Genomic DNA, 26,579 nt, shown 5'->3' with positions numbered 1-26,579 from the left:
ATTTCTCCTATTCTGTAAAAAAGGCACTCACGCCGTGAGTGCCCTAATTTATTTCTCACCGTATTAAATTCTAACTAAATTTAGACAAGAGTACAATGTCAAACCTGATTAGTCCGCAATTTTTCTAGCATATCTTGAAAAACTTTAGGGGGTTCAACTGTGAATTCCATCCATTTGTGAGTTCTAGGATGCTCGAATCCTAGTGTCTCTGCGTGTAAGAATTGACCATTACCCTGTAAGGTATTCTTCAATCCATACAACGGATCACCCGCCACAGGATGTCCAATGTATTGCATGTGGACTCTGATTTGATGAGTACGACCTGTTTCTAATTTTAATTTTAACAGTGAATAATTTTCAAATTGTTCTAAGACTGTAAAGTGTGTCACAGCATGGCGACCATTATCAACCACAGCCTGTTTCTTTCGATCAACTTTTGAGCGACCCAGTGGTGCATTGATCTTACCATTAACTTCCTTGAAGTTACCATGTACGATAGCTAGATACTCTCTAAGATTTGTTTTTTCTTTGAGTTGTTCCATCAATGAATGTTTCGCTAAATCATTCTTAGCTATCATCAACAGCCCAGAAGTATCTTTGTCGATACGATGAACGATGCCTGGTCGTACCATATCATCATCATTGATCTGACTGTGATACAAAACGGCGTTGACCAAAGTTCCGTCACGATGACCAGCGGCGGGATGCACAACCATCCCTTGAGGTTTATTGACCACTAAGACATCTTCGTCTTCATAGACGATATCAATCGGAATATCTTGCGGAATCGCCTCGATTGGTTGTTCTTCAGGGATATTAATATCGATCTGGTCGCCAGCAGTTAATTTCATACCAGTTTTGGTAGCTGGCTGATCATTGACCAAAATATTGCTATCTTTGATCAATTTTTGAATTTGCGAACGTGTTAGATCATCTAGACTATCGTTCACAAAATTATCTAATCTAGTTTTATTTGTGCCATCAAAAACTAAATGGATAGAATTATTTGTTATTATGTTCACCTTCATTCATAAATATCAGGGAAATGATGATTAAGATTACGCCAATGGTTATATACGTGTCAGCTAGATTGAAGATTGGAAAATTAATAAAGTCAAAGCTGAACATATCGACTACATAATGACGTGTAAAACGATCAATCGCATTTCCAATTGTTCCAGCTAATAAGAATAACAAAGAAAAGCGATAAATATAATCTTTTTTATCGGATTTAATAAATAAATAAAGTAAGATGATTGCCGCTACAATCGTCACGATATAAAAGAAGCCCATTTTTCCTTCTAACATGCTCCACGCAGCACCTGTATTAGTAATATGTGTTAATGACAGAATTCCTGGTAAAAACTCGTGAAAACTCATTGTAGGGATGTTGGCAACAACATAATACTTTAATGCTTGATCACCGATAATTAGTGCAATGAGTACTGATATATAAACTACTGGCATTAGAATAGTCCACTAATTCTGCCATCATTGTCTACATCCATATTCAATGCGGCTGGTTCTTTAGGTAATCCCGGCATAGTCAAGATACTCCCAGTCAGTACAACGACAAAACCTGCACCTAACTTAGGAATGATTTCTTTTACGTGTAGTGTAAAGTCTCGCGGACTCCCTAACTTTTTAGGGTCATCACTCAATGAATATTGTGTTTTAGCAATACATACTGGTAAATCATCCCAAACGTTATCCTTTAATATTTGTAGCTGTCGTTGAGCCTTTTGACTGTACTCAACATTGTTGGCGCCGTATATTTCTGATGCGATCGTATCGATTTTTTCAATTGTTGGCTGAGCATCTTCATAGAGACGAGTGTAACCTGCATCTTTATCCGCAGTTTTAACGATCAATTTTGCTAAACCAATACCACCTTGACTACCCTTTTGATGAACGTCCGCAACTTCCATATCGACACCTAATTCATCGCAGAGAGTCTGAAATAGTTTGATTTCATTATTCGTATCAGTAGCGAATTTATTAACTGCCACTACGACTGGAACGTGATAATAACGCATATTTTGCACATGGCGTTTTAAATTCTTGAAACCGAGATTGAGCGCATTCAGATCTTCATTCTTGAGGTTTTGAAATGCTTGCCCACCATTGTATTTCAATGCACGAATCGTTGCTACAACGACAATCACATTCGGTGCATGATTCAACTTAGGCGTCACGATATCCATGAATTTCTCTCCACCAAGATCGGCACCAAATCCCGCCTCAGTAATCGTATAATCTCCCAACTTCATTGCTAACTTAGTTGCTAAGATACTATTACATCCATGTGCGATATTAGCGAATGGACCGCCGTGAACGATTGCTGGTGTATTTTCCAACGTCTGAACTAGGTTAGGCTTCAAAGCATCCTTCAATAGCATGGCGATAGCACCTTCAACGTGGAGATCACGTACAAATATAGGCTTTCTTTCATATGTATAAGCGATAAGAATATTTGAAATACGTTCTTTCAAATCATCAATATCTTGGGACAGACATAAAACTGCCATCAATTCACTCGCAACTGTTATTTCAAAATGTTCCTGACGAGGAATAGAATTAGCTGGACCACCCAGACCGATCGTCGCACTGCGTAATGAACGGTCATTAATATCCAGTGCACGTTTCCAAATGATTCGCCGTGGATCGATATTAAGCTTGTTTCCTTGATGTAGATGATTATCTATCAAAGCTGACAAAGTATTGGTAGCACTAGTTAGAGCATGCATGTCACCAGTAAAATGAAGATTGATATCCTCCATTGGGACTACTTGCGCATAACCACCACCAGTCGCCCCGCCTTTCATCCCCATCACAGGACCTAATGAAGGCTCTCGTAGTGCCAAAATCGATTTTTTGCCGATGGCTTGCAGCGCGTCAGCGAGACCAATGGCCATTGTAGATTTACCTTCTCCAGCAGGAGTGGGATTGATCGAAGTAACTAAGATTAGCTTACCATCGTCTTTTTTCATAGCCTTTCGGATGCCACTTACTGCTATCTTGGCCTTAAAATGTCCATATGGTTCAATATCTTCTGGATTCAAACCAATTTTGGTTGCGACCTCGTTGATATTTTTCATTTTATCGTGCTCGTTTAATTGAGCTATCTCAATATCACTTGGAAATGACATTTTTTTCACCCACTTCTTTCTTGATTCCCTTTAAAATCTTCTTAGTAGAAATAATCCTCAATGGAAAATAATCATGATTCTTAAAAATGAACTCCAGAGTCCATTCACTGTCATTGATCACTTTAACATCAGATTGTTCAAACGTTCTAGCCTTATAATAATTGGGTTCTTTAATGATAATCTTATTATTATCAAATTTTATCCACGAATTAGCTATAATATAAATCACTAGAACAATTCCTAAGATCCATGCTATAAATGGAATTATACTGAAGCTGAAAACTTCTAGCTGTAAAATTACACCTAAGCACAAAACACTTAAAGCTAATGACCACATGATGATCCCCCATGAACCAGTGGGTTGCACAAAATATTTCTTTGACATAATTACTCCTGAAAGGTTTTTAATGAGATGATTAAATTGTACACCGACGCAGGTTTAAATTCTAATTTAAATCTGGCAGCAACCGCCTATGTTATAAAATACAATGACCAAACAATCAATCGGACTCAGCCACAAAAATCAAATGACAATCACTATTTAGAATTTCTAGCTCTAAAATTGGCACTCATCGACTTGATCGATCGTAAGTGGACTGACGAAATACTATTTATCCATTCTGATAGTAAAATATTAACAGATAGTATCGATAAAGAGTATTCTAAACACTACCAACCTATCCTTGATGAGATCTTAAACATGCTCACAAACTTTCCGTCATACTTTGTGAAACATATCTCAGACAAAGATAATCGCTCGGCTCACAGCTTAGTCCATCATGAATTAATAAATTTACGTAAGTGAAGATATTTTTATGTTCCAATTGTGAAAGTTGTGATACGATAAAAACGTTTACAAATACAATCAAAGGGGACTTTTCCATGTATTACGTTGTAATGAAAGATCGAGATATTCGTGATAACTTGGCTACTGAACAATATTTAATGAATAACGTCGAGTTTGACGAACCGCTTGTACTCTTCTATATTGAGGGACCATGTATCATCGTTGGTCGTAACCAAAACACGATGGAAGAGATTAATCCAGACTACATCAAGGATCACAATATTACAGTAACTCGCCGTATATCCGGTGGTGGTGCTGTCTATCAAGACCTTGGTAATCTATGTTTCAGTTTTGTGGTTGATTCTGAGGATAAGAACTTTGGTGATTTCAAGTCATTTACACAACCAATCATTGATGCATTGCACCAAATGGGCGCTACTACTGCTGAGGTTTCAGGTAGAAACGACCTATTAGTTGACGGTAAGAAATTCTCTGGTAATGCCATGTACTCAAGAAATGGTAAGACATTCTCACATGGTACATTATCACTTGACGTTGACCTTGACGTCTTAACAAAGGCTTTACACGTTCAAAAAGATAAGATTGCTTCTAAGGGAATCAAATCAATCAGAAGCCGTGTTACTAACGTACGTCCTTACCTAGCACCTGAGTACCAAGATCTCACTACTGAACAATTCAGAGACAAATTATTATTGGAACTATTCCATGCTAAATCATTCGATGAGATCAAGGACCATGAATATGTTGTAACACCAGAAGATCAAAAAGAAATCGATAAGATCAAAGAACAATACTATTACAACTGGGATTGGGTTTACGGTAAATCACCTGAATTCACAGCTAAACAAAGAAAACATTTTGACATGGGTACAGTGGATGTACGTTACAATGTCGCTGATGGAAAGATCGAAGATGTTCAAATCTACGGTGATTACTTCGGTATGAAGGATGTTACAGACATCAAATCTAAACTATTGAATACTAAATTCGACCGTGACGATATTCTAGCTGTTCTTGACCAATTTAACTTGGACGATTACTTCAAGGGTATCCCACAGACTGAATTGTTAAACCTATTCACTCCATAAAAATTGATTATCAATTTGCCTTAAACGTTGAGGAGAGAAATTTCCAAGGCGTTTTTTGTTTTCTATTGCTTTATAAAGGAGGAAAAATATGTATTTCTATCGAATGAGATCAAACGATATACGAACTAATTTGGCAACCGAACAATATTTAATGAATAATGTTGATTTTGATGAACCCTTGGTACTATTTTATATTCAAAAACCATGTATCATCGTTGGACGCAATCAAAATACGCTCGAAGAGGTTAATTCTAATTACGTTAAGGAACACAACATCACAGTAACTAGACGAATCTCTGGTGGAGGTGCTGTTTATGATGATTTGGGAAATATCAGTTTTAGCTTTGTCGTAAATTCTGACAACGAAAACTTTGGCGACTTCAAGAAGTTAACTGCCCCAATCATCGACGCCTTACACCACATGGGTGCTACAACGGCAGAAATCTCTGGAAGAAATGATCTATTAGTCGGTGGCAAAAAGTTTTCCGGTAACGCCATGTATACGAAAAACAACAAGATGTTCTCGCACGGTACATTGGCATATGATGTCGACCTAGACGTCCTGACAAAAGCCCTAAACGTACCCAAAGACAAAATCCAATCAAAAGGTATTAAGTCAGTCAGATCTCGTGTGACAAATGTTAAACCCTATTTAGATTCACAGTTTCAAAGTCTGACGACTGAAGAATTTAGAGATACATTGATCTTGGAACTATTCCACGTTCAAAACATGTCTGCGATTGCGGACAAAGAATATCAATTGACCGATAAGGATAAATCCGAAATTCAAAAGTTAAATGATAAATATTATTATAATTGGGACTGGGTCTACGGCAAGTCGCCCGACTATCAAGTCAAGAATCGTAAACACTTCACGATGGGGACGGTCGATGTTCGTTACAATATTTCATCGGGCAAAATCAACGATCTTGATATATTCGGAGATTATTTTGGACAGAAAGATTCTGAGAAAATCAAAAATGCATTACTCGGACAAGAGTTCAAGGCTGATCAAATCATTCCGATACTAAATAATTTTAATTTGGATGACTACTTCAAGGGCATCCCTCAAGATGAATTACTGAATCTATTTATTCCATAAAATATAAAAAACAATCCTGACAATTATTTGAAATCGTCAGGATTGTTTTATGCTATCATGGTTCACGAGGGAAATTATTATGATAAATATTCGAAAACTTGGTCAAGAACTAACCTTAGTTGATATTCATTCAAGAGAGAATTTAAGCGACAAAGATCGTGGTGAATTGATTGAAAACTATAATTTAACAAATGAAATACTCGATTATGCGGACGATACTAATGAACGCGCCCGTCTTGAATTTGATGAACATACAAATACTTTTTTAATTGTCTTCAATGTCCAGAGGGAAACGACCATTGATGATGAATTGTCCGATATCACCCTACCGGTCTCTTTCGCAATCAAAGATGATAAGCTATTTTTATTCACCAATAATGATACGCATTATTTGACTGATTATATAGTTCGTGCAAATAATCGTTTTTCAGATAACTTAGACGATCGAATTTGGGAAATAATCTTTAATACCTTTGATCAAGTTTCGAGTGACTACAATGATCGTATCAGCGAAATAAATCAAGATCGCAATAAAATTCAAGAACGAATCAAGCATAGTCGCTCATCAAAAAATCAAATCTTGGAATTGGCTACTTTGGAAGATTTGATTACTTATATCAGTACTGCTATCAATGGTAATTTCAATGTTGTAAAGCAGATTGAAATTATTTCGACTGGTAAAATCCAAAATATCAATTTATCACAGAAGTCCAAAGAGCATCTACACGATGCCATTATTGAAATCGAACAGATCCGTGATCAAGCTAGTTTAACCTCTGACATCATCGATCGAGTAGCTAACACGTACAATAATATTTTAAATAATCAAACAAATACGACCATGAAAATACTGACAGTTTACACAATTGTCTTGAGTATTCCCACGATCGTATCGGGTTTTTATGGTATGAACATGAAATTACCAGTTGCTGACAAATGGTGGTCATGGTTCTTTTCATTGCTCATAACTTTGATTTTAATTTTATTGATTCTGTGGGATCTGCGTCGCCGCAACAGTTTATAATTAGTGGCGTCTAGTTGCCCAATATTGATAGTAATCGGTTCTAATTGCACCATTGTAGAGTTTGCGCTTCTTGGTAGCCTTCTCGCCATAATACTTTTCGAACTCTAAATCACTAGTTAAAATATATTTACTCCAAGTGGGAGCGGTCGCAAAGACTTCTCCCATTTCTTTGTATAATTTTCTAACTCCAGCAATATCACTCATTCGTTGACCATATGGTGGATTAGCAATGATAACCCCATCATCACCTTCAATTTTCAAGTCCTTTAGGGCTATTTGTTTGAATGTGATATCGTGGAGTACGCCAGCATCATGAGCGTTTAGCTTAGCGACATCAATCATCGATCCATCAATATCACTCGCAAAAATATTCAGATCTAAGTTTTTTTCTCCATCCCTAGCAGCTTCTTTCAAGCCAGCCAGAATCTTAGGATCAAACCAGTCGAAATCTTCAAACAAGAAGTGACGTTGAATACCAGGGGCAATATTCCTAGCTAAACGAGCAGCTTCGATCGCGATGGTTCCTGAACCAGTGGTTGGATCGATAAGTGGCATATCAGGATGCCAAACTGTCAATAAAATCATCGCTGCCGCAAAGTTTTCTTTTAATGGAGCAGCACCGTGTTCTACACGGTAACCACGCTTATAGAGTGATTCACCAGTAGTATCGAGGGTTACTTCGACTTGATCTTTGTGGATACGAGTTTCTATTTGAAAAGTCGCACCAGATTCAGGCAATCTACCTCGACGCATGTAAATATCAGCCATCTTGTTAACGATGGCTTTTTTAGTAATTGCTTGAATATCACGTTCGGAATGAAGCTTGGACTTAACCGTCCTTGCCTTGATCGGAAATGCTGCATTTAATGGCAGCCATTGATCCCAATCGATCGCATAAACTTTATCAAAAAGTTCTTCGAAAGATGTTGCTTCAAATGTACCTATTAAAATCTTGATTCTATCGGCACTACGTAACCAAAGATTAGTTTTGGCGATATCTTCATATTCACCATCAAAGTATACTTTACCGTTCTCCGTTTGTGTTTCGTATCCTAAATCTTGTAATTCGCGTGCGGTTATAGATTCAAAGCCGCTTGACATTGTCGCAATTAATTTCATTTCTACCTCTTCATGAGTTAAATTTTTATACAAAAAAAGGACGAACAAAGTCGTCCCTTACCTTAGTAAATTTCTATAAGCCACGTTCTGTTCATGTACCGGCTAGGCACTCCGATACAGTTAGTAATCATCTATCTACAATTACGCCTTCACAGTAGATTCATTTCTCGTTATGAAGCGCCCCTACCAAAGTTTGGGTTGCCCGCTCGCGGGGTTTACCTCGTTCCACTATTACGGTTTCCCGTAATACTACGTCTCTGTGGCACTTTCAAGCTAATAACACATAGCAAAGCCTTAGTGCGTTCACTGCCGTTACCAAAAGGTACCTTGGCTTATTGGGCCAAGCACGGACACTACAAGCATCTCAGCTCGTGCGGGCGTGGACTTTCCTCAGCTTAGATAACTAAGCCGCGATTACTCAAAATTTACCGATGGACTTATTATACACTAAAATTGATTAAAGTTACCATTATTATTCATATTTCCATTAAAACCATTCATATTTTGGTTTTGGTCTTGGCGATTTGATTGAAAATGGTTGGGATCATTGAATCCTGGTTGTTGATTATTCATCTGTGGTTGCATACGAGGGTTAATTTCGTTATGACCACTTTCAACGCCATTTCCAGCCATATTATTAGGAACAGCAGCCGAAGCAAATTGCTTTATTTCTTGATTATTTTCGTCAGGAAGTCCATTTGAAAAATCATGACCAAACACACGATTTTCCAAATTGGAAAGTCTTCTTAAAATATCATAGTTAGTTGACGATTCGGCAACTGAACTAGAAGTAGGCTGATTTTTCATTTGTGGTCTTGCCATACGATTCTTAGGCATTTGTGGTTGAGCCTGCTTTGGTTGCTGTGGTCCTTTTGAATTAAGCTGTGCCTTTAGACCTTCGTTTTCTGATTGAATACGATTCAACTCATTTGTGTAAGCTTCATAATCCTTGATGATTCCATCTAAGAATTGATCAACTTCAGTTGGATCGTATCCTCTCATTTTTGTTTTAAATTCTTTTTGCAAAATATCGTTTGGTTGAAAATTTAAAACAAAATTGTTGTCATTGCCTTGTGGATTTGGATTAAATCCATTCATTTGATTCATATTATTCATATTGAACACCCCAATTTGTGTTAATTAATTATACCAAAAGAAGTAACTCTTAGGCTAGTTATCAAACATTATATTAGCAAAATCCTGCATTGTGTCAAAGTCTACAAGTTCCAATTCGTAATTATTCCCCGAAGATTGATAATTTTTTATTGCCTCATAGTCGTATTTTGGTTTGCCACCACTATCCGGATCGTAAAAAATCATTGCTCCATCGGTATGTTTCAACATAAAATTCTGCCATGCTTGCAACTGTACACTTGAATGATAACCCATATTAGTCAATTTGTTAGTATAGTCTGCATTTCTTAAAAAAATATTTAGTAATTGCTGATTGTTTTCGTTCCACTGGGAGCCAAATTCAGAAAACGGCAGCATAACCGCATGCTTAATATCATATCCTTTGTCTTTTACGTCTTTAACGGCTTTACCAACAATCTGTTCAGTTCCAAGCTGGGCACCAGTTAGGACCCACTCCATTCCATCTTCCGCATAATTAGTCAATCTCTCCGCAAAGAATTTTTGAATCACCTTTGCTTTGGGATCATCAGGTTTGAACAACCCTATTTCATATGAACGATAACCTGTTATCCATAAATTTTTTATCATTAAGTAAATCTCCTTGAATAAAATACTTATATATTTGCTGTATAATGTTGTAAATCAATGTAAGACGAACAAATATGTCTTCGTCTTTCCCCATATTTTAATCATGGTATAATGCTTCAGTAGGAGTTGATATTTTGAAATTTAATTACCCTGATGGTCGTACATTTAATCGTACTCCATCACCCGCATCAAGCAAAACCTCTATTGATGCTTCTGCCAAAAAGAAATTGATTTTTGGCGATCGAGGTATGACATTAGAGGAAGAAATAAATGAGAGCAATAAGTATTATCGTAGTCACGATGTTGCAGTTATTTATAAAAAGCCAACACCTATACAAATCGTTAAGGTAGACTACCCTAAACGAAGTCGTGCTGTCATTAAAGAGGCATATTTTAGACAAGCATCTACGACTGATTATAACGGTGTTTATCAAGGTCACTATATTGATTTTGAGGCGAAGGAAACAAAGCATAAAAATACTTTTCCAATGAAAAATTTCCATCAACATCAGATAGATCACCTAAAAGCCTGCCAAAAACAAGGCGGAATCTGCTTTGTCATCATAAAGTATGTTGCTCTAAAACGATATTTTATCATGCCAGCAGATAGTTTGTTCGAATATTGGGATGCACAAAAACACGATGGTGCAAAATCGATTCAGCTTAAGCAAATAATTGATTGTTCTATCGAAATAAGTCCTAATTATAATCCTACTTTACCCTATATTAACGCTGTGCAACGACTTATAGAAAGTGGGAGGGAGAAAAAATGAGTAAAAATAAAAACAAAGCTCCTTCATCTAATACAATCTTCAAGTCTATTTTTAAATGGATCTTTGCAATAATCGCTGTACTAGCTGGACTCTTCATTGCAATTTTTATTTACTACGCAATGAGTGCTCCCGCAGTTAGTCAAGAGAATCTTCAAAGTGGAGGTTCTTCAACCATAGTAGATACAAATGGTAAGACTATCGCTTCACTTGGCGCCAACAAAAGAAATTACGTAACAATCGATAAAGTCCCTCAAAGAGTACAAGATGCTGTGATTTCTATTGAAGATAAAAATTTTTACAATGAACCATTGGGAATCGACCCTGTTAGAATCTTAAAATCAGCATTCAACAACGTAACACAAGGCACCTTGCAAGGTGCCAGTACTCTGACACAACAGCTGATCAAACTAACTGTATTCTCAACCGACGCAAAAGATCAAACTTTCAAACGTAAAATGCAAGAAGCATATTTGGCAATGCGAGTCAGTCAAAAATTCTCTAAGCAACAAATTCTTGAATTTTATTTGAACAAGGAATATTTCAACAATGGTATCGGTGGCATTAAGACCGCCTCTAAATACTATTATGGCAAGTCACTGGATGACTTGACCGTGGCTCAAGCTGCCCTACTTGCTGGTATTCCTAATGCACCAAGCAACTACGATCCGTATGTTCATCCCGATGCTGCTAAGCGTCGTCGTGACTTAGTTATTGTAGCTATGTATAACAATAATAAAATAACTAAATCTCAAGAAACCGAAGCACTTAACACTTCAATCGACGATGGACTACAACCATATAAAAAAGTAAGTAATAGTAACGATACTAAGCGTATTGTATCTGATCCATATATCAAAGAAGCTATCACTGAAGTTAGAAAAAAAGGTTTCGACCCTTATCGTGATAACTTGAAGATCACTGTCAATATGGATTATGGTGCTCAAAAGAATCTTTATAACATCGTAAATTCATCAACTAGTTCCGTTACTTTCCAAGATTCTAAGGAACAAGTTGGTGCAACTATCGTTAATCCTAAGAACGGTAAAGTAATTGCGATGATCGGTGGTAGGAATCTTTCTAATATTCAATTTGGCTTGAATCGTGCTGTTCAAACTTCGCGTAGTAATGGTTCAACTATGAAACCAATCATCGACTATGCTCCAGCAATCGAGTACTTAAACTGGTCTACTTACCATCAAGTCGAAGATACAGCTTATACCTACCCTGGGACTGATATTGAATTGAAAGACTGGGATGAGGAGTATGAGGGACAAATGAGTATGCGTGAGGCATTAGTTAACTCAAGAAATATCCCTGCAATCAGAACCTTGTCTACCGTTGGATTCTCTAAGGCCAAGGGATTTGCCCAAAAATTAGGAATAACTATTGGTAGTGATCAAGGTCTATCAGTTGGTATCGGTGGAAATGTATCCAGTGTACAAGGTGCCGCAGCCTATGCCGCATTTTCAAATGGTGGTACTTACTACAAACCTACGTACATTTCAAAGATCGAAACAGCAGATGGTATCACTCACAGGTATAGTTCTAAGGGTAAACGAGCTATGAAATCCTCAACAGCCTATATGATCACTGATATCCTAAAAGGCGTGCCTGATGAATATGCTACTTATGCGGATATTTCTGGATTACATCATGCTGGTAAGACTGGTACAACTAACTATTCTGACACGGCAATCGCAACTAATTCCGCTCTTAGTGGTACTGCTAAAGATGCTTGGTATAACGGTTATACTAAGAACTACTCAATGAGTGTCTGGACGGGATATGATTCCCCTAATTACAAGGGTATCTCAATGAGCTATCAAAGTGTTGCCGGAAAGATCTACAAAGCTGAGATGGAATATCTTCAAGATAAGTCTGACAGCACCAACCCTAACTGGAAAAAACCAAGTTCTGTTGTAAGATTGAATATCCTCAATAATGGTTCAAGTTCACCAACCGTAGCATCATCTTCTAGCGGTTCAACTAGTGAATTGTTCGTTAAGGGTTATGCACCAAATAACCCTTACAAGGGAACTGAAAGTAGCTCTTCGACTTCAAACAGTACATCAGAATCTAGTTCTAATGATGCCGCTACATCAAGACCATCGAATAGTTCTTCTGAATCCTCAGATGACGAGAACGATACTGATGAGAATGATACAACATCTACTGGCACTGGAACTGATGACAACAACGGGACATCTACCAACAACAATCAAGGTGGAACTACTTCGAACAATAACAATGGTACCAACACCGGCAATACTGGTAACAACACAGGTGGAAATACCGGTAATACAGGCGGTACGACAGATAATAGTAACAATGGTTCTACCAATAATGGCGGAACTACTGGTGGAAACACTGGCAATCAAGGTGGAACTACACAGGGTGGTACAACATCTACTACTACTCAAGGTGGAACTAACACATCAAATTAAAAATAACCTCCAAAATCAATTATAGATTTTGGAGGTTATTTTGATTAAAATTCTGATTCATTCTCTTCGTTTAGTCTGTCACAGTCAATGATAAGTTGACAAACTTCTTTAGCCGGATCCAATTTCATCGAATACTTTCTGCCATACTCAATCATCGTATGGTGTGCTTGATGTAATTCTTCAGGCTTTAGAACACTAACGATTTTATTTTCTACTTGCAGTGGTGAAGCTTTTTGATCCACAAAATGAAGTCGCTTGGAGATTGCTGAAACGTGCGTATCAACCGCAAATGTAGGCTCGTTGAATACGTCACTTAAAACCACGTTAGCCGTCTTACGACCGGCACCAGGCAATGCCATGATGCCTTTTCTGTCAGTTGGAACTACATCGTTTAGTTCTTCATGAACTATTCTTGCAGTTTTGATGATGTTCTTAGCCTTGTTGTGAAACAGTCCAACACTCTTAATGATCCGTTCCACATCTTCAACCTCCGCATTCATCAAATCCTTAGGTTCTGGATAAAGTTTGAACAATGTAGGTGTAACCTTATTAACCGACACATCTGTCGCTTGTGCGCTCAAAATAACCGATACAAGATACTGAAATGGCGTTCTTGAATCAAGTGAGGGACCAACTGGCCCTATATCCTCTTCCATTTGATGAATTGCCCATACAATCTGTTCGTCTTTTAACATTAATATCCCAACTTCTTTCGTCTTTCTTGGAGTTGCTCCGCCGACTTAATATTACTCTTTTCCCAACTGATCAAAATACGATCCATATACTTCATTGAGTAAGCCTGATTCAAGACTGCTTCTTTTAAAGCTAAGTCGATCAATTCAATTGAGTAATGATCATCATCGATCCATTGATGAACCTGATCTTGTTCGATCGGCGAGATTGGACGACCAAATTCAACCTCGATTTTTTTAAACAATTCTTCAGTTTTAGACATCAATTGATCTTTTTGGTTTTGATCAGTTTGTTGTTGAAGCAACACTTCTAGTCGTTTAAAAATCGGCGTCAACGAATAAATATCACGTTGTTGGTGATGATCGATGATGGTTTTAAGTTCAATTATACCTAGTTTGATCATACCTTGAATAATCGTATAGATAGTTGATTCATCCATACCTGTATCTTCGGACATCTGCGATGCCATAGGGAATTGGATCCCCTTTTGGGCATACATTGATAATTCAAAATAAACTATTAAATCTTTTTCAGTCATCCCTAATTTACTGTAATTTTGCAAAACTAAATTACTAACACTAGTGCTACCGCTTGATAAAAACTCATCAAAGATATTTTCGTTCATTAAATTCACTTCTTTCTCATCAAGCTTAATACTTGCCATGTAAAAAAAGAACGCCATTTACCAAGTAAACAACGTTCAAATCAATATTTATTATGGTCTTAGACGATTGATCATACGTGGGAATGGAATTGATTCACGTAAGTGATCTAAGTGGCAGATCCAAGTAATTGCACGTTCTAACCCCATACCAAAACCTGAATGTGGAACTGAACCGTATTTTCTAAGGTCTAGATACCATGAATAGTCATCAGGATTCAAGCCTTTTTCCTTTACGATTTCAGCTAATTTATCGTAGTCAGTTTCACGCTCTGAACCACCAATGATCTCACCATAGCCTTCTGGAGCAAGCAAGTCCGCACAGACGAATAAACGATCATCTTCTGGATCTGGCTTCATATAGAATGACTTGATCTCTTTAGGGTAATTTAAAATAAATACAGGTTGTTCGAATTGTTCTGACAAGTATGATTCTTCAGGTGAACCGAAGTCATCACCCCATTCAACGTCCATACCAGCAGCTTGAAGCATTTCAATTGCCTTATCATATGTAATCTTAGGGAACGGTGTCTTAGTGTATTTCTTAAGTGTATCAACATCACGATCGATCAACTTCAAATCGTATTCACAATTATCAATTACACGTTGAACGATGTATGCAATATAGTTTTCTTGAATTTCCAAACTTTCTTCTTGATGCATAAATGCCATTTCAGGTTCGATCATCCAGAACTCTGTCAAATGACGACGTGTCTTTGATTTTTCGGCACGGAATGTTGGTCCAAAAGTAAATACTTTACCGTATGCCATGGCTCCAGCTTCAGCGTACAATTGACCACTTTGTGATAAGTATGCATCTGTATCAAAGTATTCAGTATGGAATAATTCGGTTGTACCTTCAGGAGCGGCACCAGTGAAAATTGGAGAATCCATTTTGATAAAACCGTTATCATAAAAGAAATCATAAGTTGCCTTGATGATCTCGTTTCTGATATGCATTATAGCAAATGGACGACGTGATCTTAACCATAAGTGACGCTCATCGAGTAAGAAATCGATTCCGTGTTCCTTGTTACCGATTGGATAGCCTTCGACATCATCAATAACTTCGATATCAGATACTTGAATTTCGTATCCAAAATGTGAACGATCGTCTTGATGAATCGTTCCTGTGATCCAGAAACTTGCTTCTTGATGAAGACTCTTTGCAGTATTGAAGACTTCTTCACTGACTTCGTTCTTTAGAACGACACCTTGGAAAAAGGCAGTCCCGTCTCTTAATTGCAAGAATGCAATTTTACCTGATGAACGTTTATCTGTTAACCATACGCCGATTTTTACTTCTTGATCCACATAGTTCTTTGCATCAGCAATCTTGATCTGTTTTACCATGAAAAATTCCCCTTTTTAAATATTGTTTATTATTTGAACACTCTTGCCTGTACGGAAATCAACTAAGTTATAGCCGATCTTACCCTTCTTGTTTTTGAAAGCCACTTCCCAAGTAGGTTTCCCTTTGTACATACCGAGATTCAGGTGCAAGATTTTTGTAGCACTATATCTATCAGCAACTCCTTGAATGACATCCTTACGAACAGGTGCGTTGTTAAGATTGATTGTTTCAGTCTTACCGCTCTTGGCATTGATGATCACATAACGATACTTGTCATTTTTATCCAACCCACCAACTGAATAATATTGCTTTTCACGGGTATAATTACCAAAATAATCAGGTGAAGTTATTCCCGCTTTTTGTTCAGCGATATCATTAGCCTGCGACTTAGCACTAGAATTTGGTGCGGCGGAAAGATTAATATACGTTAATACCGAAACAACGGCCAGTGCAACTAACGATATTGCCAATAAAATTTTTGTGCTTCTATTCATAATTCTTCCTTTACTTTAGTCAACTGAATATAGTACAGCAATAATAGTATATCAACTTTTTACTTAATTCAAAAACTCATTTATATCTTTTTTAATTAAATCGATATTTTCGTCAACTACTTGTAGGCCTGATGGTAGTGAATCTAGTATTTCTTTACCGTAATTTTTAGTCAAAATACGATTGTCCAGCAACAAAATAACACCTTTATCCTCAGGACTTCTCACCAATCTACCGAGACCTTGTCTCAACTGTAAAATAGCCCTTGGTAAAGCATCTGACTTAAAAATATTCAATCCGCGTTCACGCAAAATATCTTGACGAATCTTCACGTCAGGTTGTTCTGGTGATTCAAACGGTATCCTAGTCACGATTAAAATTTCCAGCATCTTCTTAGGAAAGTCTACACCCTCCCAAAATGAATTTGCGCCAAGTAAAACTGAGCGCTTACCGATCGCAAAACGTTTTTTTATTTTCTCATTAGTTCCTGAAACACCTTGGGCCAGAATTTCCCATTTTTCCTTAACATCCGTCTTCATCAAACGATCGTAGACGTTGCTCAGTGTATTGAGAGAATTGAATAAGATCATCGTTTGGTGATCTAAATTATCTAATACTTCAACAATATAATGAGTGACCATATCAAAGTACTCATCCTCATCGAGCGAGAACATGTCAGGTACATCAGAAGGCAAGAATATCTTACTATTCTCTGCCATATTATTGGTATCTGGTAATATTCTCATTTGGTTAATTTGTTCCGAATCAAGTTGAAGATCCATTATGAAATGAGAAAAATCCTTTTGGATCGTAATTGCTGCACCGATCGCAAATATTTGGCTAAATCTATCAGTAACTTGGTCGATCAAACTCTTAATGTCAAATTGCCGCCAACTGATTTTGAGCGTATTAGGCTCGTAATAGTCACGCATTTCTAATTCAACACCGAATTCTTGTTTTTGTTCCTGTAATGATTGTAATAATTCATCAATATTTCCCAGAATTTTACGTAGTTTACTATTTTCGATAATCAAATTAGAGATTATCTTTGATAATTCAACTGAGATGAAATTCTTCTGGAAATTGTATTGATCGAACAACGTATCCACCCGATTGACGACCAAAGACAGTTCCACTATCAAGTCAGACATTAATTCAATCAAATCAGGATTGTCCTTACCGAAACTCTGCTTGCTATCAACAATTGATACAAACTGTTCTCGATTCTTGAATGATACATTATCCTGAACATAGTTTTCAAAAATATTGAACTCTACGCGTTCGGTCAATTCATTGATAACTTGAAAATGATTTTCCATATCTTGCAGATCTTGATAATTCCACAGTTGAGTAGTCACTTCAGTGAACGCATATCGAAGTGTAACTCGATTTTGATACAAAATATCACTGATCTTTTTGATAAATTCATTTAATTTTAAGAAATCAACACTTGGTGAGGCAACATCTCGTAAGCTATTAGCAAAATGATTGGCTTCATCGATCACTAAGTATGAATTATCGCCCCAAATATTACTATCAGTATTACGGGCTAAGTATGATTGATTGGTGACCAAGATCATTGACTCTTGGTAACGGTTTTGTTGGAACATCCAAAAGTCATCTTGACTGAATAGAGTTCTTTCTTTTTGTTCACCACGATGTCGAATGATTGTAAATAGCGGGCTACTGTAATTGGTCAAATGAAGTTCACTCAGATCTCCAGTTGTCGTCATCGTTAGCCAGACAATGATCTTCATCTTCAAAATAGCTGTATGGCTGTGCATACGGTAATTATCTAAGGCCTCATAGAACCTATCCAAGTCGATAAAGTTATAGCTGCTCTTAACTACTTCCGCATGGAAATTATTGTCAGTTACTTGGTTCAACAAGGGAATCGATTGATCGATTATTTGCTGCTGAAGAACCTTAGTAGTTGTTGCAATGATCAGCTTTTGATTATTGTTGACAACATAAGATAACGGCAATAAGTAGCCTAAAGTTTTACCGGAACCAGTCGGAGCTTCAATTAAATTCCATTTTTTTTGTTTATTTCGATGCTGGCTAGCTTGATAGATGTCATCCATAAGCTTGGCTTGATTTTCTCGATAATCCAAGACTCCAGCAAGCTTATTTTGTTTTTCAGTCTTAGAAACGGGATATTTTGCACTACGATCAATGGTCTCACTGACATGTAGATCTTTTTTACGGAGAATTAATCCATTACGTTCATAGAGATATTCTGGTAGAACATTATTTCTACCCTCAGCCTCATTGGCAACTTCTTTAAAAACCATATTGGTATCTCTGATCGTGTCCTTACCGAACTTTTCAAGTAATTTTAAAGTTTCGGTCGGTAATTCTTGAAGTCGTTTGATGATTACCAAAAAAAGTTTTGCGGTCACTAAAGCATCACTATCAGCGCTGTGCGGATTATCATGTTGGATACTTAGATAATCTGTTAAATCCTGCAGTTTATAACTGCTGATAGTTGGAAATAAGATTTGAGATAATTCGACTGTATCAATCGCCTTGATATTCAATTCGTTCATTCCGATCCTCTTAAATTCACGATTTAAAAACGTAAAATCAAAATTAACGTTGTGAGCAATAAATATCTTATTTTTTAATAATTTAAAAATCTTTGGTGCTATTTCTTCAAAAGTAGGTGAATCACAAACATCTTCATCACTTAATCCCGTCAGAGCCGTAATCCGACTAGGAATCGGTACTTGTGGATTGATCTTTTGATTATAGATCTTGACGATTTCACCATCTTCTATAAGTGCGCAGCCAAATTGAATAATACGCCCGTTGTCACGCCAATTAGCATTAGTTGTCTCAAGGTCAACAACAGCGTAGGAATTTTTCAATATAGTTCACCACTAATCTAGTTAATATTTTTACTTAAGTTTACTGCCTGATTAATTTTTAAGAAGTATAGATACTTACTTGCGACCGGCTTATGACGAATAACTGAAATCGCTTGAGCGTATAAGTTCAATTGACCAGAATATTCCTCGATGGTTTGATCGATATTTTTTTGATTAACATTATCTGTTTTGTAATCAAAAATAATTATACTATCTTCCAACTCAATCACTCCATCAATAATACCATGAACCAATATCTTATCATCACTGGAATCATTTTTTTCTGTATTTTTAAACAGTCTGCTTGCAGGCATGAGAACCGAGAATGGAAATTCCCTTGATACGCTCTCATGATGCTGAACAATGAATTGTCCCAAGTCACTTTGATAAAAATCCACCAGCTGTTGTAAATCAATTCGTTTACCGACATTCTCATCGATCGTTCCATCGACAATGGAATTATTTAATAACTCAGCAAATGATTCCATTGTTGGCATTTGCTCAATATTAATTTTTTGGAGCAACAAATGCGTCGCACTTCCGACTTCAGCTGCTGAGACCGACTTGGTTGCAGACAAGAACTTCGGCTTAGAAAAACTATCCTGGATGTACTTGCCACTGCCTGACAAGAGATCAGTTGCCATTTGGTCGGCATCTGGGTCAGCGAATAGTCCTTTGATTTCAGAAACCGATTGGTAAGCCGTCGTCTCAACCGCTTCTTGATGTTGATACTTGAGATTCAAGAAGTTGTCAACTGTATTACGGAATAACTGTGAAGGCTGTACATTCGCTAATCGAATAACTTTACCACTTGTACTCTTCACTTCTGGCTTTTGGTAGTTGATAACTTCTAATTCGACATGGGCATCCGGATTATCGAATTTTTCATCACCATTTAACTTGCGGTCTCGATCCGACAGAGTACTCATTCCAATCAAATCTTGAAATGAAACAGCACCTAAGCGAGAAGCTTCGTCGATAACACCATCATCATTAAGCAACGTACCATCCCACTTACTAAATATTTTGTCTGGTTTCTTCTCAAATCCAATCAGAATCAGTTTTTGTTTTGCACGTGTCAAAGCCACATACATCAGTCGCATTTCTTCAGAAATCGTGGCGATTTTTTTCTTCTCTGATATCAGAGCCTTAGGGATGGTTGGGACAGAGATGATCGTATCATCATTTAAGAAATCACTAGTCTCAGGAGCATTCTGTGTCCCATTCTCTAACAAGTTGATACCTAGTCCATAACTGGCATCGTATAGAGTACTTCCTTGATAATCATCGGTATTGAAATTATGACTAAGATCCAAGTAGATGATGATTGGGAATTCCAATCCCTTACTTGCATGAACTGTCATAACTTGGACCGTATCATCTACTACTTCAATGCTGCTGGGTTGGGACAGATCTTTGTCCATTTTTTCCATCCGCTGAATGAAATCAATAAAAGCATGCAATCCCTTGAAATTTGTTTCTTCATATCCACTAGCACGCTGATAGAGTGCATGAAGATTGGCCGCACGTTGCTTACCACCTGGCATCCCTGAAACATATTCTAAAATACCGGTTTCTTGATAAATTTTCCAAATCAATCTGGCAATACTGTTTTTATTGGCAAAATCACGATACGTTTCTAGCTGAATAAAAAATGACTTGATACGTTCTACCAATTTACCGTCACTGCTTTCGTCAGCAACGTATAGCTTCATAGCTGTGTAGTAGTCATCACTCTTGTCCGTCAGACGTATCTGTGATAATTCTTCTTCATTTAATCCTGTGATCGGTGAACGCAATACTGCCACTAACGGAATATCTTGACGGGGATTATCGATTATTTGTAACATCGCTATCATAATTTGTAATTCAGTAGTTTGGAAGTAATTTTGTGCATCCGTGACCATAACTGGAATCTCTGCCTTCGCAAAATATGAAATCAAGTCAGTGTTATAGGACTTAGTTCTAGACAATATAGCAATGTCAGAATATTTCAAGGCACGATATTCCTTGTGCTTATTATCATAAATTTGAAAGTTAGAATCTATTAGTTTTTTGATGCGTTTAGCCGCAAATTCAATCTGTGATTGACGCCTAGTTACTTGATTAGCCATGTCACTGGTTAATATATACATTTCATTAGTAGTATCAGTTTCTTCTGGAAAATCAGTCCCTACAACTAGTTCAGAATTTTCGTCATAATCAATATCACCGATCGAGCGATCGAAGACTCTTCTGAAAATATGATTTACAAATTCGTCAACTGAAGCTGATGAACGGAAATTCTTAGATAAATTGATCAGTTCATCAGAGTTGTCATCTTTTTGAAACTCTTCATATTTATGAGCAAAGATATAAGGTGCTGCTTGACGGAATCCATAAATCGACTGTTTAATGTCCCCAACCATAAAGATGTGATTGTCGTCATTAGACATCAGTTGAATAATATTTTCCTGCATGGCATTAACATCTTGATACTCGTCGATCATGATCTCATGGAACCTATTCTGGTAATAATCCAAGGCGATTTTTTTATCATCAATACTAGTTGATAAAATTTCAACCGCCTTATGCTCCAAGTCATTAAAATCAAGCGAGTGATTCGTGAGCTTGATTCTGGCAAATTCTTTCATGAATCTGTGCTCAACTTCTACTAATTTATCAATGATTTCGGCTGCATTATTCATTGTTATTACAGTATCAGCTTCGTTTTGAATAAAATAATTTTTGTTCAAACTAACTAAATTATCTTTAATGTCGTCTTTGACACCTCGAACATAATTAAAGACTGCTAAGTCTTTATCTTCTTTTTGTTTCTTGAGCACCCTTGGCACCGATGTGAATGTAATACTGCCGATACTTGCTCTCAACTCATCAAACGTTTGATCCTTAGCGGTCTCTTTCAATTGTTGAACTTGGGCAATCATTTCCTCAAAGGATTGAATATACAATGCCCCTAGTTCATCGTCCTGTGCACTATGAATTGCTCCCTTAGACATCGAAATAACTTTATCGAGTGAATTCATGATCCGAGGCAAAAATCTTGTCTGATAAAAATCAGTTTGATCCAGTGGCGCAGTTACTCTGTACGCCGAACTTAAACCATCTAACCATTCGTCAGTTTTGGCATTGGTGATGGCAAAATCATAAAGTTTAAAAATGACTTTGGTTAACCCATCATCGCTACGATCGTTGGAAAAATTTTCGGTCAATCTCAAAAAGTCTAAGTCATTCTTGTCATAATACTTATTTCTAACATTATCAAACGCCTGCTCCTGTAGCATTGACTTTTCTACATCATCACTGATCAACCTGAAACTAGGATCAAGGTCGATCACGTAATAAAATTTCTTGATGACACTCGTACAAAAAGAATGAAGTGTACTGATATTAGCGATAGGTATTTTGAATACTTGTCGTTGCAGATGTTCGTGGGTACTTTGATCCAATTCTTTATCCGTCAGCATTTCTTTGATTCGGGCAATCAGTCGATCTTTCATTTCTTTAGTGGCTGCATCAGTAAAAGTTGCGACTAACAAGTTATCGACGTTCTCGCCACCTTTCAGCATTTCAATGATTCGTTCGATCAAGATAGTTGTTTTACCAGAACCAGCCGCGGCTGAGACTAGAATGTCATGTCCGTGATGATAAATCGCTTTTACTTGATCATCGGTCCACTTAGGCATCTTTTGCACCCTCCTCCAAAATTTCATCGATTCGTTTTAAAACATCTAATTTTTTATACTTTATGATTTCATGATAATTATTTTCTGGTAACATTGCATCGAACTGAAAAATCGAATTGTAGTCACTGTATTGTAATGCTGTCACCTGACTGGAGTCACGATATGGATTCAGCTCCAATTTACCAGAATAGATTTTTTTACCAGCACTAGTGATCAAAAATCGATTATAAGTCAAAACTTTCTCAAATTCTTTTTGGTCGAGAACACTTTCTGGCATACCGGTGAACCCATTTTTAGCCGTATTTTTAATGGGAACTATTGGTGAACTCCCACTCTTAAGTCCAGTGTCAATATTTTTGATAAGATTCTCATCATCTAAGATCAACCCTTTGAGTTTGAATTCCTTTAACAAGTCTAAATCAGTGATGGTACCAGTTGATAATTTTAATTGGGGATTAAAAATGTGTGAATAAAATGCCCCCGCAATTCTTTTTTCGATTTTAGGATCATTGAAGTTCAGTATGTCAAAATCTTGATTTAAGTTTTGATTCAGACTTTCTAAGTACGTTGGCATCTGCATCGTTAAACCTTCTAGGAACTTAGAAAAATCAAAATCTCGATTGCTGGACTTGTAGTCGATGATTGCAAAATAACCAATATCATCAATAATCCGCTCATCTATTCGATCGATCTTACCTCGTACATTTATCCAATGATCGTCTGCAACCTTGAATGACAAACCATTCAGATCTTGTTTATCATCTAAACGTCCAAAGGTTACTTCAGAAGCACGAGGAATGAACTTGTCACGTTTCGACTGTCGATTCATGGCCAGTGCTAATTGGAATAAGACTTTTTTGATCTGCATGGCTATGAAACCCATCCGCGCTGAAGAATTAAATATCTTATTCTCAGAGTACTCGATTTTTTCATTAAAAATATCATTGACTACTTCTAGTAACTTATCGTCAGCGATTTTATCAATCGAATCATCTTGATTGTCGTTAAAAAATTTGACCAATCCGTCCAACACGGCATGGAACAATGAGCCAGTTTGTGCTGGTGTGATTTCAAATAACTGGCGCGGTTTGAGCCGTAATCCGTATTTCAAGAAATACTGATATTCGTTTTGATAAAACGTCTCTAATCTTGAGATAGAAACATTTAAATTATTTCCGTAGAGTTTTTCGACCGTCAGAGGATTCAAAGCGTGTGGGACATTTTGATATTTTAATGAGTCCAAAACAAAATTTGTCTGCTCAGGAGCGTCGTTCAGCAAGCGATTACGGATATAGTTCCACTGACTAGACAAGCCGATTTTATTATCCAGTGCTGCTCTTGAGACTCGAATCAAATAATTAAGACTTGAAGTCTTGGAGCCAACATATCTCAGAATCTCACTTTCATCAGTATTTTTAGAATCGGGATTCAATAATATATCTTGTTCTGGTAAATCGAAGTGTTTTACTATCCGATTCACGTAACTGGATAATTCTTGTTGTTTGTTGTCATCGGCAAAATTAGGATATGTAAAAATCAAACGTTCACTAGCCGTTGTATATACGATGTCATGCAAAAATGGTTCCGAATTATTGACAATTTCATCTGAATCCTTGAGGTACTTCCCGTCACTCAGTGAGTCGGAAATGACCTGACGTTCATCATCTGAAATAATATTATTAGATACTGATGCTCCCGGCATATTGTTAGAAGTAGCACCAATAATGATCGTTATTTGACGATCATTCGGCTGAATCATACCGATTTCAGAAATACTAACAGCATCCAAGGTCGATGGAACTTGTGAATACGTTGCCGTTTCGAAACCGGCATCAAGGATCTCAATAAAATCATTGCTATCAAATTCCTCATCCCTAAAAACAGTCACGTACTCATCTAATATCTCGTTGAACTTACCAACAATTTGTTGCGGCTGGTCAGCTTGCGATAAATCTTTTTGCTCCGTAGCTTGTTTTTGCCAATCGATCAACCTTTGAAAGACGCCATGGTTATCCAAAAAATTGTATAAGAATGTTGCTGCATCAATAGTTGTATGCGGATCTTGAAAAAAAGTTTCTAACTCTTGATATAATCCGGCAACATAGTTTTTTATCGCATTCATTAATTGATAGCTATGAATTTTTTCGGCATCGTCAGCTTCATTCAAATCAACGTTAGCAGCAAAATCCTTACCCAACCATGCCTTTCTAGTAACTCCATTAGCGAGAACGTAGTTTTCGGTTAAGTCGACCGCTTCACGGAAAATAGCCATGTTAGTTTCCGTGAAATCATCAGGAATTAGTAATTCAGTCCTCAGTAATGCAATAACATCGGAGCTTTGTAATCCGTGATTCTCCCAGTCGAACAACAAATCAATTAATTTTTTGAAGGGATGATCTGTCATCTTTTTCTGAATATCGATAAAGCATGGAACTTCATTGTTTTCCATGAACGATTCAATAAATGAGCTGTATTGGTTCAAATCCCTGCTTAAAATCAAAAAATCTTTGTAGCGATAACCCCTGTTGGCGACTAGCTGACGTACGTACGTACTAACAGCTGATATTTCTGTTTGTTTATCAGTACATTTCCAAACTTGAACGGAGTTTTTATCGCGCAAAGTTGATGCTTGAATCGATTCATTGTATGAACTCGATTGAATCCAATAGTCTTCCAGCTTACTAATATCCTCAGAAACACGTGCTTCGTCGGCAAAATAATTGTGAAACTCTATCTGACCCGACTTAGCAGCTTGATACAACTGATGATACGTGTTGGCTGGTCGATAATAAAAATCATCGACCTGATCCATATTCAATGCTGGTTGCGCTAATACAAAAGAAATTGTGATACTACGACAGTTTAAAATCATCGATCTTATCAAATTGTACTCAGCAGCGGTGAATGACGAGAAACCGGAGACATAAAAATAATAATTTTGTGTATGTAAATCCTCATCGAAAAACTTACTGAGCGCATCCAATTGAAATGTATTAGTTGCCAGTGATTGAATCTGGTTAAAATAATCTTGATAAATAATATCTAACTCTTGAATTTTATCAGTGAATACTTCGGGGTCGTCATGAGCTAGAACGGTCTCTAGATCGTCAGGTTCAACCTGCCCGTTTAACAGTTCGGTGAACTGTGTAGCCAATTGATCTATAAACCCCGGCTTGCCGACCATACCAGAAAATATTTTTAATTCCGATTTATGTTGTAAAATAATATTACGTAATAACATTGCTGATTTAGTTTCCGTTAAGGAATCAGTGTTATAAATACTTTGACCACGTAAAAAATACCAAGCTAGTCGAGACAATGAAAAACTCTGTACGTTGCTAGTAGCGATAAGTTCATTATTATCAGAGCCATCCTGTCCTAGTTCTTTTAACATATTGATTTCGGATTCAAACTTAATATGATTAGGAACTAAGAAGAAAAATTGTCCATTAGGATTTTTTTGATAGTCTTTTTTAAATAATTCCATTATTTTTTTTTGATGGTCAAATTGATTTTTACCAAGTACAAAATTTAATGTCATAATCATTCTCCTTAAAAAATCTAGCATGATTAAAGTAATCTAGTGGAAATCGA

At 36.9% G+C, this 26,579-nt stretch carries 20 protein-coding genes and 1 other RNA gene; 6 read left to right on the top strand and 15 right to left on the bottom strand.

Annotated elements, in window-relative coordinates:
* Positions 1-98 precede the first annotated feature (98 nt).
* Genes AC27FM_RS01260 through AC27FM_RS01245 form a run of 4 tightly spaced genes read right to left on the bottom strand, consistent with a single transcriptional unit; the run spans position 99 to position 3,534 of the window.
* On the bottom strand, positions 99-1,028 hold the full coding sequence (locus tag AC27FM_RS01260) for an RluA family pseudouridine synthase (protein WP_487085428.1): 930 nt from the start codon (positions 1,026-1,028) through the stop codon (positions 99-101).
* A complete protein-coding gene (lspA, locus tag AC27FM_RS01255; RefSeq protein WP_487085426.1) occupies positions 1,003-1,467 on the bottom strand; it encodes a signal peptidase II in 465 nt (154 codons plus the stop codon). Before lspA ends, AC27FM_RS01260 begins: the two co-directional genes overlap by 26 nt.
* Positions 1,467-3,149: a formate--tetrahydrofolate ligase gene (locus AC27FM_RS01250; protein WP_487085424.1), complete on the bottom strand. Its 1,683-nt coding sequence runs from the start codon at positions 3,147-3,149 to the stop codon at positions 1,467-1,469. The genes lspA and AC27FM_RS01250 overlap by 1 nt, the downstream gene beginning before the upstream one ends.
* Positions 3,133-3,534 (bottom strand): EbsA family protein, encoded by a 402-nt coding sequence (locus tag AC27FM_RS01245; protein WP_487085422.1) that lies wholly within the window; start codon positions 3,532-3,534, stop codon positions 3,133-3,135. The genes AC27FM_RS01250 and AC27FM_RS01245 overlap by 17 nt, the downstream gene beginning before the upstream one ends.
* Positions 3,535-3,561: 27 nt before the next feature.
* Between AC27FM_RS01245 and AC27FM_RS01240 the strand changes: the two genes are divergently transcribed.
* The 4 genes from AC27FM_RS01240 (at position 3,562) to AC27FM_RS01225 (ending at position 7,171) form a co-directional block, all read left to right on the top strand.
* Complete coding sequence (locus AC27FM_RS01240; protein ID WP_487085420.1) at positions 3,562-3,954, top strand: reverse transcriptase-like protein; 393 nt, start codon at positions 3,562-3,564, stop codon at positions 3,952-3,954.
* A gap of 77 nt (positions 3,955-4,031) precedes the next feature.
* Positions 4,032-5,045 carry a lipoate--protein ligase gene (gene lplA, locus AC27FM_RS01235; RefSeq protein ID WP_487085418.1) on the top strand — a complete coding sequence of 338 codons (1,014 nt, stop codon included), beginning with the start codon at positions 4,032-4,034 and terminating at the stop codon, positions 5,043-5,045.
* Positions 5,046-5,133: 88 nt separating this feature from the next.
* The gene (lplA, locus tag AC27FM_RS01230; protein ID WP_487085416.1) at positions 5,134-6,147 is read left to right on the top strand and encodes a lipoate--protein ligase; all 1,014 of its coding nucleotides are present in this window, start codon (positions 5,134-5,136) and stop codon (positions 6,145-6,147) included.
* Positions 6,148-6,226: 79 nt separating this feature from the next.
* Positions 6,227-7,171 carry a magnesium transporter CorA family protein gene (locus tag AC27FM_RS01225; protein WP_487085414.1) on the top strand — a complete coding sequence of 315 codons (945 nt, stop codon included), beginning with the start codon at positions 6,227-6,229 and terminating at the stop codon, positions 7,169-7,171.
* Here AC27FM_RS01225 and AC27FM_RS01220 read toward each other — a convergent pair whose 3' ends face one another.
* The 4 genes from AC27FM_RS01220 to AC27FM_RS01205 form a co-directional block, all read right to left on the bottom strand.
* Positions 7,172-8,290, bottom strand: a complete 1,119-nt coding sequence (locus tag AC27FM_RS01220; RefSeq protein WP_487085412.1) for a THUMP domain-containing class I SAM-dependent RNA methyltransferase — start codon at positions 8,288-8,290, stop codon at positions 7,172-7,174.
* 71 nt (positions 8,291-8,361) lie between these two features.
* Positions 8,362-8,716: RNase P RNA component class B (rnpB, locus tag AC27FM_RS01215), an RNA gene on the bottom strand.
* Positions 8,717-8,737: 21 nt separating this feature from the next.
* Positions 8,738-9,406, bottom strand: a complete 669-nt coding sequence (gene gpsB / locus AC27FM_RS01210) for a cell division regulator GpsB (protein WP_487085410.1) — start codon at positions 9,404-9,406, stop codon at positions 8,738-8,740.
* 54 nt (positions 9,407-9,460) lie between these two features.
* The gene (locus tag AC27FM_RS01205) at positions 9,461-10,012 is read right to left on the bottom strand and encodes an SLOG family protein (protein ID WP_487085408.1); all 552 of its coding nucleotides are present in this window, start codon (positions 10,010-10,012) and stop codon (positions 9,461-9,463) included.
* Between the two features lie 134 nt (positions 10,013-10,146).
* On the opposite strand from AC27FM_RS01205, the gene recU reads away from it, so the two are divergent.
* Both recU and AC27FM_RS01195 read left to right on the top strand, forming a co-directional pair.
* A complete protein-coding gene (gene recU / locus AC27FM_RS01200; protein WP_487085406.1) occupies positions 10,147-10,785 on the top strand; it encodes a Holliday junction resolvase RecU in 639 nt (212 codons plus the stop codon).
* Positions 10,782-13,229: a transglycosylase domain-containing protein gene (locus tag AC27FM_RS01195; protein ID WP_487085404.1), complete on the top strand. Its 2,448-nt coding sequence runs from the start codon at positions 10,782-10,784 to the stop codon at positions 13,227-13,229. Before recU ends, AC27FM_RS01195 begins: the two co-directional genes overlap by 4 nt.
* A 44-nt stretch (positions 13,230-13,273) precedes the next feature.
* Here the strand turns inward: AC27FM_RS01195 and AC27FM_RS01190 are convergent, their stop codons facing one another.
* The 7 genes from AC27FM_RS01190 to AC27FM_RS01160 form a co-directional block, all read right to left on the bottom strand.
* Positions 13,274-13,924, bottom strand: coding sequence for an endonuclease III domain-containing protein (locus tag AC27FM_RS01190; RefSeq protein ID WP_487085402.1), 651 nt, complete (start codon positions 13,922-13,924; stop codon positions 13,274-13,276).
* Positions 13,924-14,547 carry a DnaD domain protein gene (locus tag AC27FM_RS01185; RefSeq protein WP_487085400.1) on the bottom strand — a complete coding sequence of 208 codons (624 nt, stop codon included), beginning with the start codon at positions 14,545-14,547 and terminating at the stop codon, positions 13,924-13,926. Before AC27FM_RS01185 ends, AC27FM_RS01190 begins: the two co-directional genes overlap by 1 nt.
* Before the next feature lie 90 nt (positions 14,548-14,637).
* Positions 14,638-15,936: an asparagine--tRNA ligase gene (gene asnS, locus AC27FM_RS01180; protein ID WP_487085398.1), complete on the bottom strand. Its 1,299-nt coding sequence runs from the start codon at positions 15,934-15,936 to the stop codon at positions 14,638-14,640.
* Positions 15,937-15,951: 15 nt separating this feature from the next.
* Positions 15,952-16,431 (bottom strand): cell wall elongation regulator TseB-like domain-containing protein, encoded by a 480-nt coding sequence (locus AC27FM_RS01175; protein ID WP_487085396.1) that lies wholly within the window; start codon positions 16,429-16,431, stop codon positions 15,952-15,954.
* Between the two features lie 63 nt (positions 16,432-16,494).
* Positions 16,495-19,299: a helicase C-terminal domain-containing protein gene (locus AC27FM_RS01170; protein WP_487085394.1), complete on the bottom strand. Its 2,805-nt coding sequence runs from the start codon at positions 19,297-19,299 to the stop codon at positions 16,495-16,497.
* Positions 19,300-19,316: 17 nt separating this feature from the next.
* On the bottom strand, positions 19,317-22,985 hold the full coding sequence (addA, locus tag AC27FM_RS01165) for a helicase-exonuclease AddAB subunit AddA (protein WP_487085392.1): 3,669 nt from the start codon (positions 22,983-22,985) through the stop codon (positions 19,317-19,319).
* Positions 22,978-26,526: a PD-(D/E)XK nuclease family protein gene (locus AC27FM_RS01160; RefSeq protein ID WP_487085390.1), complete on the bottom strand. Its 3,549-nt coding sequence runs from the start codon at positions 26,524-26,526 to the stop codon at positions 22,978-22,980. Before AC27FM_RS01160 ends, addA begins: the two co-directional genes overlap by 8 nt.
* Positions 26,527-26,579: the final 53 nt, after the last annotated feature.

This window comes from Companilactobacillus sp. y65-5 (assembly GCF_057541095.1).
The sequence above is the reverse complement of the archived record's forward strand: the minus strand, read 5'-3'. Positions and strand labels throughout refer to the sequence as shown.

Bases quoted from the DNA above. Each gene is read 5' to 3' on its own strand.
- AC27FM_RS01190 (WP_487085402.1), bottom strand. From the start codon at position 13,924: ATGTTAAAAGACGAACAGATTGTATGGGCAATTCATCAAATGGAAGAG.
- lspA (WP_487085426.1), bottom strand. From the start codon at position 1,467: ATGCCAGTAGTTTATATATCAGTACTCATTGCACTAATTATCGGTGAT.
- lplA (WP_487085418.1), top strand. From the start codon at position 4,032: ATGTATTACGTTGTAATGAAAGATCGAGATATTCGTGATAACTTGGCT.
- AC27FM_RS01220 (WP_487085412.1), bottom strand. From the start codon at position 8,290: ATGAAATTAATTGCGACAATGTCAAGCGGCTTTGAATCTATAACCGCA.
- AC27FM_RS01260 (WP_487085428.1), bottom strand. From the start codon at position 1,028: ATGAAGGTGAACATAATAACAAATAATTCTATCCATTTAGTTTTTGAT.
- AC27FM_RS01205 (WP_487085408.1), bottom strand. From the start codon at position 10,012: ATGATAAAAAATTTATGGATAACAGGTTATCGTTCATATGAAATAGGG.
- AC27FM_RS01245 (WP_487085422.1), bottom strand. From the start codon at position 3,534: ATGTCAAAGAAATATTTTGTGCAACCCACTGGTTCATGGGGGATCATC.
- gpsB (WP_487085410.1), bottom strand. From the start codon at position 9,406: ATGAATAATATGAATCAAATGAATGGATTTAATCCAAATCCACAAGGC.
- AC27FM_RS01225 (WP_487085414.1), top strand. From the start codon at position 6,227: ATGATAAATATTCGAAAACTTGGTCAAGAACTAACCTTAGTTGATATT.
- asnS (WP_487085398.1), bottom strand. From the start codon at position 15,936: ATGGTAAAACAGATCAAGATTGCTGATGCAAAGAACTATGTGGATCAA.
- addA (WP_487085392.1), bottom strand. From the start codon at position 22,985: ATGCCTAAGTGGACCGATGATCAAGTAAAAGCGATTTATCATCACGGA.
- AC27FM_RS01185 (WP_487085400.1), bottom strand. From the start codon at position 14,547: ATGAACGAAAATATCTTTGATGAGTTTTTATCAAGCGGTAGCACTAGT.
- AC27FM_RS01175 (WP_487085396.1), bottom strand. From the start codon at position 16,431: ATGAATAGAAGCACAAAAATTTTATTGGCAATATCGTTAGTTGCACTG.
- lplA (WP_487085416.1), top strand. From the start codon at position 5,134: ATGTATTTCTATCGAATGAGATCAAACGATATACGAACTAATTTGGCA.
- AC27FM_RS01160 (WP_487085390.1), bottom strand. From the start codon at position 26,526: ATGACATTAAATTTTGTACTTGGTAAAAATCAATTTGACCATCAAAAA.
- AC27FM_RS01240 (WP_487085420.1), top strand. From the start codon at position 3,562: ATGATTAAATTGTACACCGACGCAGGTTTAAATTCTAATTTAAATCTG.
- AC27FM_RS01250 (WP_487085424.1), bottom strand. From the start codon at position 3,149: ATGTCATTTCCAAGTGATATTGAGATAGCTCAATTAAACGAGCACGAT.
- AC27FM_RS01195 (WP_487085404.1), top strand. From the start codon at position 10,782: ATGAGTAAAAATAAAAACAAAGCTCCTTCATCTAATACAATCTTCAAG.